Origin of the sequence: Pseudomonas sp. URMO17WK12:I9, from assembly GCF_900230165.1 — a bacterium.
Lineage (GTDB): Bacteria > Pseudomonadota > Gammaproteobacteria > Pseudomonadales > Pseudomonadaceae > Aquipseudomonas > Aquipseudomonas fulva.
Window position 1 is genome coordinate 149,490 of record NZ_OCMQ01000002.1, and the last position, 12,866, is coordinate 162,355.

General features: G+C 60.1%; 11 protein-coding genes. 8 read left to right on the top strand and 3 right to left on the bottom strand.

Annotation, left to right across the window (positions count from 1 at the left end; genetic code table 11):
• Positions 1-102 precede the first annotated feature (102 nt).
• The 4 genes from choX to CRP40_RS05325 all read left to right on the top strand — a co-directional run bounded on the left by choX (position 103) and on the right by CRP40_RS05325 (position 3,531).
• A complete protein-coding gene (choX, locus tag CRP40_RS05310) occupies positions 103-1,047 on the top strand; it encodes a choline ABC transporter substrate-binding protein (RefSeq protein WP_027913552.1) in 945 nt (314 codons plus the stop codon).
• Between the two features lie 119 nt (positions 1,048-1,166).
• On the top strand, positions 1,167-2,051 hold the full coding sequence (locus CRP40_RS05315) for a 3-keto-5-aminohexanoate cleavage protein (protein WP_027913551.1): 885 nt from the start codon (positions 1,167-1,169) through the stop codon (positions 2,049-2,051).
• Positions 2,052-2,069: 18 nt separating this feature from the next.
• Entirely contained in the window at positions 2,070-3,035 is a 966-nt protein-coding gene (locus tag CRP40_RS05320) for an L-carnitine dehydrogenase (RefSeq protein WP_027913550.1), read from the top strand.
• Between the two features lie 10 nt (positions 3,036-3,045).
• Positions 3,046-3,531 (top strand): thioesterase family protein, encoded by a 486-nt coding sequence (locus CRP40_RS05325; RefSeq protein WP_027913549.1) that lies wholly within the window; start codon positions 3,046-3,048, stop codon positions 3,529-3,531.
• 174 nt (positions 3,532-3,705) lie between these two features.
• On the opposite strand, the gene CRP40_RS05330 is transcribed toward CRP40_RS05325, so the two are convergent.
• Positions 3,706-5,598 (bottom strand): reprolysin-like metallopeptidase, encoded by a 1,893-nt coding sequence (locus CRP40_RS05330; RefSeq protein ID WP_027913548.1) that lies wholly within the window; start codon positions 5,596-5,598, stop codon positions 3,706-3,708.
• A 421-nt stretch (positions 5,599-6,019) separates the two neighbouring features.
• Between CRP40_RS05330 and CRP40_RS05335 the strand changes: the two genes are divergently transcribed.
• Positions 6,020-6,277, top strand: a complete 258-nt coding sequence (locus CRP40_RS05335) for a hypothetical protein (RefSeq protein WP_027913547.1) — start codon at positions 6,020-6,022, stop codon at positions 6,275-6,277.
• 94 nt (positions 6,278-6,371) lie between these two features.
• On the opposite strand, the gene CRP40_RS05340 is transcribed toward CRP40_RS05335, so the two are convergent.
• Both CRP40_RS05340 and CRP40_RS05345 read right to left on the bottom strand, forming a co-directional pair.
• Positions 6,372-7,478, bottom strand: a complete 1,107-nt coding sequence (locus tag CRP40_RS05340) for a GlxA family transcriptional regulator (RefSeq protein ID WP_023532694.1) — start codon at positions 7,476-7,478, stop codon at positions 6,372-6,374.
• Positions 7,479-7,925: 447 nt separating this feature from the next.
• Positions 7,926-9,302 (bottom strand): L-serine ammonia-lyase, encoded by a 1,377-nt coding sequence (locus CRP40_RS05345; RefSeq protein WP_027913546.1) that lies wholly within the window; start codon positions 9,300-9,302, stop codon positions 7,926-7,928.
• Between the two features lie 440 nt (positions 9,303-9,742).
• Between CRP40_RS05345 and CRP40_RS05350 the strand changes: the two genes are divergently transcribed.
• The 3 genes from CRP40_RS05350 to choV all read left to right on the top strand — a co-directional run bounded on the left by CRP40_RS05350 (position 9,743) and on the right by choV (position 12,796).
• Positions 9,743-10,690: a choline ABC transporter substrate-binding protein gene (locus CRP40_RS05350; protein WP_027913545.1), complete on the top strand. Its 948-nt coding sequence runs from the start codon at positions 9,743-9,745 to the stop codon at positions 10,688-10,690.
• Between the two features lie 82 nt (positions 10,691-10,772).
• Complete coding sequence (gene choW / locus CRP40_RS05355; RefSeq protein ID WP_173645905.1) at positions 10,773-11,621, top strand: choline ABC transporter permease subunit; 849 nt, start codon at positions 10,773-10,775, stop codon at positions 11,619-11,621.
• Positions 11,618-12,796 carry a choline ABC transporter ATP-binding protein gene (gene choV / locus CRP40_RS05360; RefSeq protein ID WP_027913544.1) on the top strand — a complete coding sequence of 393 codons (1,179 nt, stop codon included), beginning with the start codon at positions 11,618-11,620 and terminating at the stop codon, positions 12,794-12,796. Before choW ends, choV begins: the two co-directional genes overlap by 4 nt.
• The last annotated feature ends 70 nt before the right edge of the window (positions 12,797-12,866 follow it).

Sequence of the window (12,866 nt, forward strand, 5' to 3'; positions counted from 1 at the left end):
GTCGCCGGCGTGCGATTTTCAATAGTGCCACCAGCGTAGCGTGTTCACACGGTCCGCAGAGACCGCCACCATAACAATCTGTACTGCCGATGGAGAGCCACCATGCACAGCTTGATCCGCCGCAGCCTGTTGACCTTGGCCCTGACCAGCCTTGTTACCCCCTCGCTTTACGCAGCCGATGCCGCTGCCTGCAAGAATGTCCGTCTGGGCGTGGTCAACTGGACCGATGTGATCGCGACAAGCGCCATCGCTCAGGCATTGTTCGATGGCCTGGGTTACACCACCAAGCAAACCAGCGCGTCGCAGCAGATCATCTTCGCTGGCATTCGCGACAAACGCCTGGACATGTTCCTGGGGTACTGGAACCCGATTATGACCCAGACCATCACTCCCTTCATCGAGGCCGGGCAGGTCAAAGTCATGGACAAAGCCAGCCTCGAAGACGCCAGGGCCACGTTGGCAGTGCCCAGGTACCTGGCGGACAAGGGGCTGCGCACCTTCGCCGACATACACAAATTCGAGAAGGAACTGGGCGGCAAGCTCTATGGCATCGAGCCGGGTTCCGGTGCCAACACCCAAATAAAGGCCATGATCGCCAAGAACCAGTTCGGCCTGGGCAAGTTCCAGCTGGTCGAGTCCAGCGAAGCGGGCATGCTGGCCGCCGTGGACCGCGCAGTACGGCGCAAGGAAGCCGTGGTGTTCTTCGGCTGGACCCCACACCCCATGAACGTGAACATCGACATGGTTTACCTCGGCGATAGCCAGGATGCGCTCGGCCCTGACGAAGGTCGCGCGACGGTGTGGACCGTAACCGCGCCCGATTACGCAGCGCGCTGCCCCAATGCCAACCGCCTGCTGGCCAATCTGAGCTTCAGTGCCGAAGACGAGAGCCGCATGATGCAGCCACTGCTCGACCACAAGGACGCGCTGGAATCGGCGCGCCAATGGCTCAAGGATCACCCCGAGGACAAGGCCCGCTGGCTTGAGGGGGTGACCACCTTCGATGGCAAGCCGGCCGCCGACAACCTCAAGGTTACCGCCAACTGATACCGCCCCATCACCAACAAGCCGGCCCCTACAGCTCCCTGCACACCGAGGTTCGTCCAGGACCTTGCAGGGGCCGGCTTGCCGGCGAAAAGCCCACAACAGATCGCACAGGATCCCTTATGAACCACGACGTCATCATCACGTGCGCCCTGACCGGCGCCGGCGACACCGCCTCGAAAAGCCATCTGGTCCCAGTCACACCCAAGCAGATCGCCGCAGCGGCCGTGGAAGCCGCCAAGGCCGGCGCCACCGTGGTGCACTGCCATGTACGCGACCCGCAGACAGGGCGCTTCAGCCGTGATGTGGACCTGTACCGCGAAGTCATGGAGCGTATTCGCGAAGCCGACGTGGACATCATCGTAAACCTCACCGCCGGCATGGGCGGCGACCTGGAAATCGGGCCCGATGAAAACCCCATGGCATTCGGGCAGGGCACTGACCTGATCGGCCCGCTCGAACGCCTGGCCCACGTCGAGGCGTTGTTACCGGAAATCTGCACCCTGGACTGCGGCACTCTCAACTTCGGTGACGGCAATTCCATCTACGTTTCCACGCCCGCGCAACTACGCGCCGGTGCCCGGCGCATCACGGAACTGGGGGTCAAGGCAGAGCTGGAAATCTTCGATACCGGCCACCTGTGGTTCGCCAAGCAAATGATCAAAGAGGGCCTGCTCGACAACCCCTTGTTCCAGCTGTGCCTGGGAATCCCGTGGGGCGCACCCGCTGATACCACCACCATGAAAGCCATGGTCGACAACCTGCCCGCCAATGCGACCTGGGCCGGGTTTGGCATCGGCCGCATGCAGATGCCCATGGCCGCACAGGCCGTGTTGCTCGGCGGCAACGTGCGGGTCGGCCTGGAAGACAACCTGTACCTGGACCGTGGCGTACTGGCCAGCAACGGCCAGTTGGTCGAGCGCGCGGTAGAGATCATTTCACGCCTGGGCGCCCGTGTGCTGAGCCCCGCCGAAGGCCGGGCAAAGATGAACCTGAACCGTCGCTGATCGCTTCTGGAGACCCGCATGAACTTCATCACTGACATCAAGACATTCGCGGCATTAGGCAGCGGCGTGATCGGCAGCGGCTGGGTTGCACGCGCCCTTGCCCACGGGCTGGACGTGATCGCCTGGGACCCGGCGCCAGGCGCCGAACAGGCCCTGCGCAAACGTATCGCCAACGCTTGGCCTGCCTTGGAGAAACAGGGCCTTGCGCCGGGCGCGTCACAAGCCCGACTGGCCTTTGTCGACACCGTTGAAGCGTGCGTGCGCGACGCCGATTTCATCCAGGAAAGCGCGCCTGAGCGGTTGGACCTGAAACTCGACCTGCATGCACGGATCAGCGCCGCAGCCAAACCCGATGCGATCATTGCCAGCAGCACGTCGGGCTTGTTGCCCAGCGAGTTCTACGCCTCGGCCTTCCACCCTGAGCGCTGTGTGGTGGGGCATCCTTTCAACCCGGTGTACCTGCTGCCGTTGGTCGAGATCGTCGGCGGCATGCGGACCGCGCCGCAGGCCGTCGAGGCGGCCAGCACCGTCTATACCGCCCTTGGCATGCGCCCGCTGCACGTACGCAAGGAAGTCCCCGGTTTCATCGCCGACCGTTTGCTCGAAGCGCTGTGGCGCGAGGCGCTGCACCTGGTCAACGACGGAGTCGCCACCACCGGTGAAATCGACGACGCCATCCGCTTTGGCGCGGGCCTGCGCTGGTCGTTCATGGGCACCTTCCTGACCTATACCCTGGCGGGGGGCGATGCCGGCATGCGCCACTTCATGTCGCAATTCGGGCCGGCATTGAAGCTGCCGTGGACCTACCTTCCGGCGCCTGAGCTGACCGACAAGCTGATCGACGATGTGGTGGAAGGTACGTCGCAGCAATTGGGTGATCGCAGCATCGCCGCGCTGGAACGCTACCGGGATGACTCACTGCTGGCGGTGCTGGAAGCGGTAAAGATCAGCAAAGCCAGACACGGCATGCCGTTCAGCGAATGAGGAGAGCACGATGCCTGCACTGATCACCTATCGCACCCCAGTCAAAGCAGACTGGGTCGACTACAACGGGCATCTGCGCGATGCCTTCTATCTGTTGATCTTCAGCTATGCCACCGATGCGCTGATGGAGCAGATCGGGCTGGATGCCGACAGCCGTGGACGGAACGGTCATTCGCTGTTTACCCTGGAGGCGCACATTAACTACCTGCAGGAGGTAAAACTCGATACTGAGGTATGGGTGCAGACCCAAATCATCGGCTTTGATCAAAAACGTCTGCATGTTTATCACAGTCTGCATCGGCACGGTCTTGAAGAAATCTTGGCTGCGAGCGAACAACTGTTACTGCACGTGGACATAGCAGGTCCGAGGTCGACACCTTTTAGTTCACGAACACTGCAAGGCCTGGAGCGGGTGACCGCACAGCAACGAGACGTACACAAGCCTGAGCACGTGGGCAAAACCATCCAGTTACCAAATGGCAACAATGCCCAATGACGCATGAAGGGCTGGCATAGGCCATGCCGCGGCGAGGCGGCAGGCCGTGCCAGAAACGGGCTTTTCCTGCTACAGCGCGTAAACCTGAGTATCCATCAAGCCTTTGCCTGCTAAACGCACACAACCCTAACGGTTGGGCATTAATGCAGCGTTACGCAGGGTGCCATTGAATGGTCATTTGGGTACGATGCTCTTCTGAAACCGGTGGACATTTCCATTCATATAACTACCAGATTGAGTTCTTTTAAGAGTGGGTGGAATACCCCGCGTAGAGTCGAAATTGGCGATATCAAATCTTCCTCTTACCTCTCCTTCGAAGCACAACGTACGGGTGCGGTCTTGGTTAAAAAAACACCATTTATAATTGGTGGTGATCACGTCTTGACTAAAGACCCGTGCAGATCGCGCCAAGCCTCCGCCCTTTACACAACCTGGCAGATCAGCAATGAGATGATTGGCCAAATACGTGCTGAACCCACAAATCGGTTTTTTGAAGTCAGCTGCTGCGAACAGGAGCACCCCGTGACTCCCGTACAGCGCATCAACAACTTGGCCTGCCAGCGCTCCCCCCTTGAATGTACGGACAAATCCTTGAGGCACATTGGTACTATCTATATCGACCACAACGAACTCTCGGGGAGATGACGCCCCTCCGCGATAACAGACATGCCGATCACCGGGTCCATTGTAGAAACATAATTTCTCTCCCCCCTCATACCCCCGTACCTTGAAAGAGCGTACCGCCTGGCCTGAACATTGGCTCGCAACGTTGACTGGGCTAGTGAGTCGAATACTCACTGGGCACGAACTGCCCTGGAGATTGGTTCCACTGTAGAGGGTGAGCTCGACACCCCGGAAGGGATCATAGGTATTCTCAACACGCTCTCGGTTTTCATTAATTGTGCGTGCCACATCGTGGTGTGCCATCGTTCCTATAGGCACGCCCTGATAAGAAAGCCTAGGGTTAGAAAAATAAGGTATGGACCCCCATGTGGTTACCATACGTGTGTGGAATGTCGGATTGTCACGTTTATAACCGTGATGGTAACCCCCCGATGACCCGTTCCACCCGTGGCCAGCTCCCAGCACGTGCCCCATCTCGTGAGCGAAGGCGTCAACTGCACCGACGATGAGATACCCGCCGGTAGCGGCTTCACCACCTGTACCCGGATAGGAGGTGTAAAGGGTGACCACATCGGCAGAGAAATAGTCGCGCCAGCGGCTCACCTGATTATTCAGGTCACGCCCCGGTGTTCTGAAATCTTTGAATTGCTCAACCCCGGTCTTGTCGCCCTCTGCGTAGTCTAGCTCTATGAACCCCGCGATGCTGACGGTGACCGGGACCTGTGAGTTAATCATCACCTGGTTGGCATCCTGGACTACCCTGGCTATGGTCGCGCGATAACTCGGATTCTTGGCACGTTGTTCATTGGTTGCGAAAAACAGCACGCGGATCGTGCTGGAGGCAGCGCGCGGAGCCTCGCCAGCGACAGCATATTGCTGGGGGTGCTCCAGATCAGTTGCCTGTTCAAAAGGCCGCTTGGCTTCGTCGACTTTGACCACTACATGCTGCCCGGCTCCAACATAGTGCAAATCATAAGACACGCCCTCAATGTGAATAGCGCCCGCCAGCTGCTCGCCGTCTCGCACTATCGAGATCCAGGTCAATGGGTTGAAATCAATGTCCGTGTCCGCGTTCTTCTCTAACTCAGCCACTGAGTCCCCCACCCAACCCACCATGCCCGGGGCGGGCGGATCGCTGCGCCGCAACCGAAATGTAATGGCCTTCCCTTGCGCCAACCGTACACTTAACGTTTTGGTGGCTTCGTTGATCAATGAAGCATCCACATCCACCCACTGCACCTCCTCTGTGGCGGGATCTTTCAGCACGTCATTCAATAAGCGATACGTCCGCTTGCTCTGTTTGAGGGCCTGCATGTTTTTTGGCTTAGCCATGTCAAAAAGCGGCTGAGCGGAAGAGGCGTCCACCTGTCGATCTGGTGCAGGCAGTCCTGAACACGCCGTTAAAAACAACACCATCGAAATAAACCAGGCTCTGCATTTCATCGCTCACGCTCCAAAGGCACTTGAAGCCTAATTACTGCCTGGTTTCTAGTCTCGGTAAACTGGCAAATTTATCAGGCCTGAAGATACGCCTGAACGAACGTCTAGGCCTAGGGCGCGGTTAGTTTTGTATCAGCACGCCTGCGCTGTGCGAGGCAAGAAACAAAAAAACCCCGGAAAGCCGTGAGCGTCCGGGGCCAAGAGCGAGCAACATCCACTGTGCACGAGTGAGGGTGACCAAACCCTCCGCTTCGGTAGATGACTAGAGTGTGCGCAGTTCCTGGGCAGCGGATTTAGCCGGAAACGACCTGTTCATAGCCAAAGCAGCCACCCCGCCCTTTCGAGGTTGCGAGCATGACGGCGGCGTCACAGAATCGGTCGTGATCACTGCAGCACTCTCTATGCGATAAAAGGGACAACAGCCATGATGCATGCCGATTTGATTGATCAAGACGACCTGGCGGGCCACCTGCGAGCACGCGGGTTCGAGATTCCGGCCGGTGCCAGTGCCGAGCAGGCATGTGAGGCCGTGGTACGCGGGCTCACCGAACCAAACGCGCGGGCGCTCAAGGGGATGGTCGAGCAGATGTACGCGGGCAGCGCCACCTTGTTACCGGCCGTGCGGCAGGCGATTGATAAACAGCTGCTGCCAGCCTTGGCGCAATTCAATAACCGCACCTGAGCAAACGCTGCGATGCAGGCGTGATCGTCGGCAAGCCGGCCCCTACAGGGGCCGCGCCATGCCGGCGAGTGGGTTGAGACGCCGCCCCGGACCCTTAGAGCCTCACACTGGCAAACGTCGACTCATTACGCGCCTGACTCAATGCCGCCATGGGACCGCTGTGGGGCGACAGGGTGATGGCTTGTGGAATCGGCATCATCGCCACCTGCTGGGTCGTATTGGAGCCAACACGCTCGTCGCGCGGTGGAATGCCGAAGTACTCGCGGTAACACTTGGAGAAGTGTGGCGTGGACACGAAGCCGCAGACCGACGCCACCTCGATGATCGACATCGGCGTCTGCTTGAGCAGCTGACGTGCGCGTATCAGACGCAGCTTGAGGTAGTAGCGCGAAGGCGAACAGTGCAGGTACTTCTGGAAAAGACGCTCAAGCTGCCGACGCGACACCGATACGTAGACGGCGAGCTCGTCCAGGTCGATCGGCTCCTCGAGGTTGGCTTCCATCAGCGCGACGATTTCCTGCAGTTTCGGCTGGTTGGTGCCCAGCATGTGCTTGAGCGGTACGCGCTGGTGATCCTGCTCGTTACGGATGCGCTCGTAGACGAACATCTCGGAAATGGCCGCCGACAATTCCCGACCATGATCGCGGCTGATCAAGTGCAACATCATGTCCAACGGCGCAGTGCCGCCAGAGCTGGTGAAGCGGTTGCGGTCGAGGGTAAACAGGCGGGTGCTCATGTTGACCCGTGGGTAGGCCTCCTGCATGGCCGCCAGGCACTCCCAGTGCACGCTGCAATCGAAGCCGTCGAGCAGGCCGGCACAGGCCAGTGCCCAGCTGCCGGTGCACACCGCTCCAAGGCGGCGCGATTGGCGAGCCTGGGCTTGCAGCCAGGTCACGTGCTCACGTGTCACGGTACGCTGGATACCCACACCGCCACAGACGATGACCGTGTCCATGGGGGGTGCGCTGTGCATGGCGGCATCGGGGGTGATCTGCAGGCCGTCACTGGCCCAGACCTGGCCGCCATCGACGGTCAGGGTATGCCAGCGGTACAGCTCACGGCCGGACAGCTGGTTGGCCATGCGCAGGGGCTCGACCGCCGACGCCAGGGAAATGAGCGTGAAATTGTCCAGGAGAAGAAACCCGATGGACTGGGGGGTTGTGCGGTTCTGGGTTGGATTCCCGGAGGTGTACGACGTCATCGCGATTTCTCCTCACACAAATGCAGGGTGTGCCTCAGGCGGGCACTGATTTCTTGTTATTGCCCCAGGGTCGTCCACGGGGCTTGGTTGTCTATCACTACGCAAACGCCGTGCCTGAAATTGAACAGCTATCCGAAAAAACCTGAAAACGACCTACTCAGTGATCAAAATCAGGACTTTCCTACAAGTCTGTTACAGCGCTCAAACAGGCGTTCTAGGCGGTATGCGTGTAACCCCTGAGCACTTTGGTGACATACAGTCCCCAAGTTGCCCAGAAACGACACTCTTGAGTGTCACCGACAATGCCTGCACCGATCACGACATCCGACTGACGGTAGGCATCGTCTTGCACGTTTTAAGGTCACGAGGTGGTGCTTTGCACCGTTATGATGAGCGCAGTGCCAACGCCGATCGCTCGACGATGACACTGCAGATCGAAGAAGTGCCTCAGCACTCGATGGCGCTGACGGCAAGGCCGCCGCGCGAGGTTTCCTTGTACTTGTCGTGCATGTCGGCACCTGTATCACGCATGGTGCGGATCACCTGGTCGAGGGAGATGAAATGCTCGCCATCACCGCGCAACGCCATCTGCACGGCGTTGATGGCCTTCACCGCAGCAATCGCATTGCGCTCGATGCAGGGCACCTGCACCAAACCACCTACCGGGTCGCAGGTCAGGCCCAAATTGTGTTCCAAGGCAATTTCGGCTGCGTTTTCAACCTGGGGCGGGGTAGCACCCAGTACTTGGGCAAGCCCTGCCGCGGCCATGGCACATGCCGAGCCTACCTCACCCTGACAGCCCACTTCGGCACCTGAGATCGAGGCGTTCTTCTTGCACAGGATGCCCACGGCGGCGGCTGCGAGGAAGAAATCGACCACGCTGGACTCGTCCACCTCGTCGCTGAACCGCATGTAGTAGTGCAGCACCGCCGGAATGATGCCGGCCGCGCCGTTGGTAGGCGCGGTGACCATGCGCCCGCCTGCGGCGTTCTCTTCGTTCACGGCCAAGGCGAACAAGTTGACCCACTCCATGGCGCTCATGGTCGAGCCGATCACGTTGGGCTTGCCGATCTCCTGCAGGCTGCGGTGCAGCTTGGCAGCACGGCGGCGCACGTTCAGCCCGCCCGGAAGCGTGCCTTCGTACTTGAGCCCATTGTTGACGCACTCCTGCATGGCATCCCAAAGCGTGTGCAGGCCGGCGCGAATCTCCGCCTCGCTGCGCCAGACCCGTTCATTGGCCATCATCAATTGCGACACGCTCAGGTCGTTTTGCTTGCACAGGCGCAACAGTTCAGCCGCGCTGTTGAAATCGTAAGGCAGCACGGTCTGGTCGGCGTCCAGCACGCCACTGGCGGCCTGGGCGGCATCGACCACGAAGCCACCGCCGACCGAGTAGTAGGTATCGCGGTGAATTTCGCCATGCTCGCCTTCTGCCACAAGGGTCATGGCGTTCGGGTGGTAAGGCAGGTTCTCCTCGAGCAGCAGCATGTCACGGGCCCAGATGAAGTCGATGGGCAGGCGGTTATCGAGCTTGAGCACCTGGGTTTCACGCAGGTCGGCAATACGCGGGACGATCTGGGTGGGGTCGATGGCGTCTGGCCATTCGCCCATCAGCCCCATGATGGTGGCGTTGTCGGTCCCATGGCCGATACCGGTAGCCGACAGCGAACCATACAGGCGCACCTCGATCCGCTTTACCTGTTCCAGCTCGCCGCGCTCACGCAGCCCTTGGACGAACAGGGCACCGGCACGCATGGGGCCGACGGTGTGCGAGCTGGAAGGCCCGACACCGATCTTGAACAGGTCGAACACGCTGATGGCCATTGTCGAATCACCTCTTGCTGGGCTTGTCTGTGCGCGCAATGCGCAGGGCGGGGCAGCTGCTAGGCTGAACTGCAGGCCGCCTTCAATGCACGCATCATCGGGCTTTTGCCACCCTGCTCGCCGTCTGCAACCGACGTAGTCTTGTCCAGCCGCGCCGCCTGTTTTGCAGGCCCAGCGCGCCGCTTTCCGGCGCCTTGGTGACGCAAAAAAGCGGCAGGATGGGCAGAAGAATCCATAAGCGACATTGCCCATACTGGATGCGACCCGTTGCGTACTGGATACGACTCCACCAGTAGGCGATTGCTCGGCGCTGGAGGATTATCGAAAGCGACTCGTAAAGCACGGCCACGCAACCTGCCCTCTGCAGGCCTGATCGATCGGACCCTCAGAACGTCCGACGAACCACGCGAACCCGAAGACAAAATCACAGGAGTCCACCCATGAAAGGTTCACCCTCGTTATTGCTGGTCGCGTTGCTGTCCGCATCGGTACTGGCCCAGGCTGCAGAACCCGAGCAGTGCCAGACGGTGCGGTTTTCGGATGTCGGCTGGACCGACATCACGGTAACCACGGCCACCACCAGCGCTGTGCTCGACGCCTTGGGCTACAAGACGCACACCACCATGATCTCGGTGCCGGTGACCTACAAGTCGCTGGCGGCCGGCAAGGACCTGGACGTGTTTCTCGGCAACTGGATGCCGACCATGGAGAACGATATCAAGCAGTACCGCGACGCCGGTACGGTCGAAACCCTGCGCGCCAACCTGGAAAACGCCAAATACACGCTGGCAGTACCGCAAGCCCTGTACGACAAGGGCTTGAAGGATTTCAGCGACATTCCCAAGTTCAAGGATGAGCTAGGCGGCAAGATCTACGGGATCGAGCCGGGCAATGATGGCAACCGCACCATCCAGAGCATGATCGACAAGAACGCCTTCGGCCTGAAGGACGCCGGCTTCAAGATCGTCCAGTCCAGCGAGGCCGGCATGCTGTCCCAGGTGGATCGCTCGCAGAAACGTGGCGAAGCCATCGTGTTCCTGGGGTGGGAGCCGCACCCGATGAACACTCGGTTCAAGATGCAGTACCTGACCGGTGGGGACGAGTTCTTCGGCCCCGATTTCGGCAAGGCGACGGTGTACACCAATACCCGCAAGGGGTATGCGCAGGAATGCAGCAACGTCGGCCAACTGTTGAAGAACCTGTCGTTCGAGCTCAAGGACGAAAGCACCATGATGGGCTATGTCCTGGACGACAAGATGAAACCTGACGCCGCCGCGCGCAAATGGCTCAAGGACAATCCTGGCAAGCTGGACACCTGGCTGGCAGGCGTGACCACCGTGGATGGCAAACCTGGTCTCGAGGCGGCCAAGGCCAAGCTGACGCAATAACCGAACTACGCAGTAGCGCTACCTCGGGGCAGGACCGTGCCCGCCCCGGGTTGATTTCAATCTACGCAGGTGGAAGCTCGCTATCATGCTTATCGATCAGAAAATACCCCTGGGCCAGTACATGTCCTCGTTCGTCGAGTGGCTGACCCAGCACGGCGCGAATTATTTCGACGCCATCGCCCAAGGCCTGGAGTTCATGATCCATGGGGTCACCAGTACCCTGACCTGGTTCAACCCGCTCGTGCTCATCGCGCTATTCGCTGCCCTGGCGCACCTGATCCAGCGCAAGTGGGCATTGACCGCCTTCGTCGCAGTGTCCTTTCTGCTGATCCTCAACCTGGGCTACTGGCAGGAAACCATGGAAACCCTGGCCCAGGTCAGTTTCGCCACCGTGGTCTGCGTGGCCATCGGCGTGCCGCTGGGTATCGTCGCCGCACACAAGCCGATGTTCTACACCGCCATGCGGCCGGTGCTCGACCTGATGCAGACGGTCCCCACCTTCGTCTACCTGATCCCTACCCTTACCCTGTTCGGCCTGGGCGTGGTGCCTGGGTTGATCTCGACGGTGGTATTCGCCATCGCCGCCCCCATCCGCCTGACCTACCTGGGTATCTGCGATGTGCCCCAGGAACTGATGGACGCCGGCAAGGCTTTTGGCTGCTCGCGCCGTCAACTGCTCACCCGTATCGAACTGCCCCATGCGATGCCGAGCATCGCCGCAGGCGTCACCCAATGCATCATGCTGTCGCTGTCGATGGTGGTGATCGCCGCCCTGGTGGGCGCCGACGGCCTGGGCAAACCCGTGGTCAACGCACTGAACACCGCCGATATTTCCTTGGGCTTCGAAGCGGGCCTGGCAATCGTGCTGCTGGCGATCATGCTCGACCGTATCTGCAAGCAACCGGAGCTGCCGGCCAGGAGTGAAGCATGAGTATCATTCGATTCGAAGACGTCGACGTCATCTTCTCCAACAAGCCACGCGAAGCGCTGTCGCTGCTGGACCAGGGCAAGACCCGCGAAGAGATTCTCAAGCAGACCGGGCTTGTGGTCGGCGTCGAGAAAGCCAACCTGGACATCCAGAAAGGCGAGATCTGCGTGCTCATGGGCCTTTCCGGTTCGGGCAAGTCCAGCCTGCTGCGCTGTATCAACGGGCTGAACACCGTGAGCCGCGGCAAGCTGTTCGTGGAGCACGAAGGCAAGCACATCGATATCGCCCACTGCACCCCGGCTGAACTGAAGATGATGCGCACCAAGCGTATCGCCATGGTGTTCCAGAAGTTCGCCCTGATGCCTTGGCTCACGGTGCGCGAGAACATCAGCTTCGGCCTCGAAATGCAGGGCCGCCCCGAGAAGGAGCGTCGCAAGCTGGTCGACGAAAAGCTCGAACTGGTAGGCCTGGCACAGTGGCGCAACAAGAAGCCCGATGAATTGTCCGGCGGCATGCAACAGCGCGTCGGCCTGGCACGCGCGCTGGCCATGGATGCCGACATCCTGCTGATGGACGAACCGTTCTCGGCCCTGGACCCCTTGATTCGCCAAGGCCTTCAGGACGAATTGCTGACCCTGCAGAGCCAGCTGAACAAGACCATCGTCTTCGTCAGCCACGACCTGGACGAGGCGCTCAAGCTGGGCAGCCGGATCGCGATCATGAAGGACGGCCGGATCATCCAGTACAGCAAGCCCGAGGAAATCGTGCTCAACCCGGCCGATGAATACGTGCGCACCTTCGTGGCCCATACCAATCCGCTGAACGTACTGTGCGGACGCAGCCTGATGCGCTCGCTCGACAACTGCAAGCGCGTCAACGGCTCGGTCTGCCTGGACCCCGGTGGCGATTCGTGGCTGGACTTGGGTGAAGGCAATTCGATCAAGCGTGCACGGCAAGGCCAGAACGGGCTGGAGATGCAGAACTGGGCGCCAGGGCAGTCAGTGGAAGGCCTGAGCCGCAGGCCAACCCTGGTGCATGCCGATATCGGCATGCGTGAGGCCCTGCAGATTCGCTACCAGACCGGCAACAAGCTGGTGCTGCAGGAAAACGACAAAGTCGTGGGGATTCTGGGAGACACCGAGCTTTATCACGCCTTGCTGGGCAAGAACCACGGTTGATAGCACGAGGGCCGCATTCGCGGCCCTCTTCTTTGAAGGCGGCGCGCGCTGCGGGCTGGCTTGCCTACAT

Excerpts from the sequence above, each read along its gene's own strand:
- choX (WP_027913552.1), top strand. The coding sequence starts at position 103 with ATGCACAGCTTGATCCGCCGCAGCCTGTTGACCTTGGCCCTGACCAGC.
- CRP40_RS05335 (WP_027913547.1), top strand. The coding sequence starts at position 6,020 with ATGATGCATGCCGATTTGATTGATCAAGACGACCTGGCGGGCCACCTG.
- choV (WP_027913544.1), top strand. The coding sequence starts at position 11,618 with ATGAGTATCATTCGATTCGAAGACGTCGACGTCATCTTCTCCAACAAG.
- CRP40_RS05350 (WP_027913545.1), top strand. The coding sequence starts at position 9,743 with ATGAAAGGTTCACCCTCGTTATTGCTGGTCGCGTTGCTGTCCGCATCG.
- CRP40_RS05315 (WP_027913551.1), top strand. The coding sequence starts at position 1,167 with ATGAACCACGACGTCATCATCACGTGCGCCCTGACCGGCGCCGGCGAC.
- CRP40_RS05340 (WP_023532694.1), bottom strand. The coding sequence starts at position 7,478 with ATGACGTCGTACACCTCCGGGAATCCAACCCAGAACCGCACAACCCCC.
- CRP40_RS05330 (WP_027913548.1), bottom strand. The coding sequence starts at position 5,598 with ATGAAATGCAGAGCCTGGTTTATTTCGATGGTGTTGTTTTTAACGGCG.
- CRP40_RS05320 (WP_027913550.1), top strand. The coding sequence starts at position 2,070 with ATGAACTTCATCACTGACATCAAGACATTCGCGGCATTAGGCAGCGGC.
- CRP40_RS05345 (WP_027913546.1), bottom strand. The coding sequence starts at position 9,302 with ATGGCCATCAGCGTGTTCGACCTGTTCAAGATCGGTGTCGGGCCTTCC.
- CRP40_RS05325 (WP_027913549.1), top strand. The coding sequence starts at position 3,046 with ATGCCTGCACTGATCACCTATCGCACCCCAGTCAAAGCAGACTGGGTC.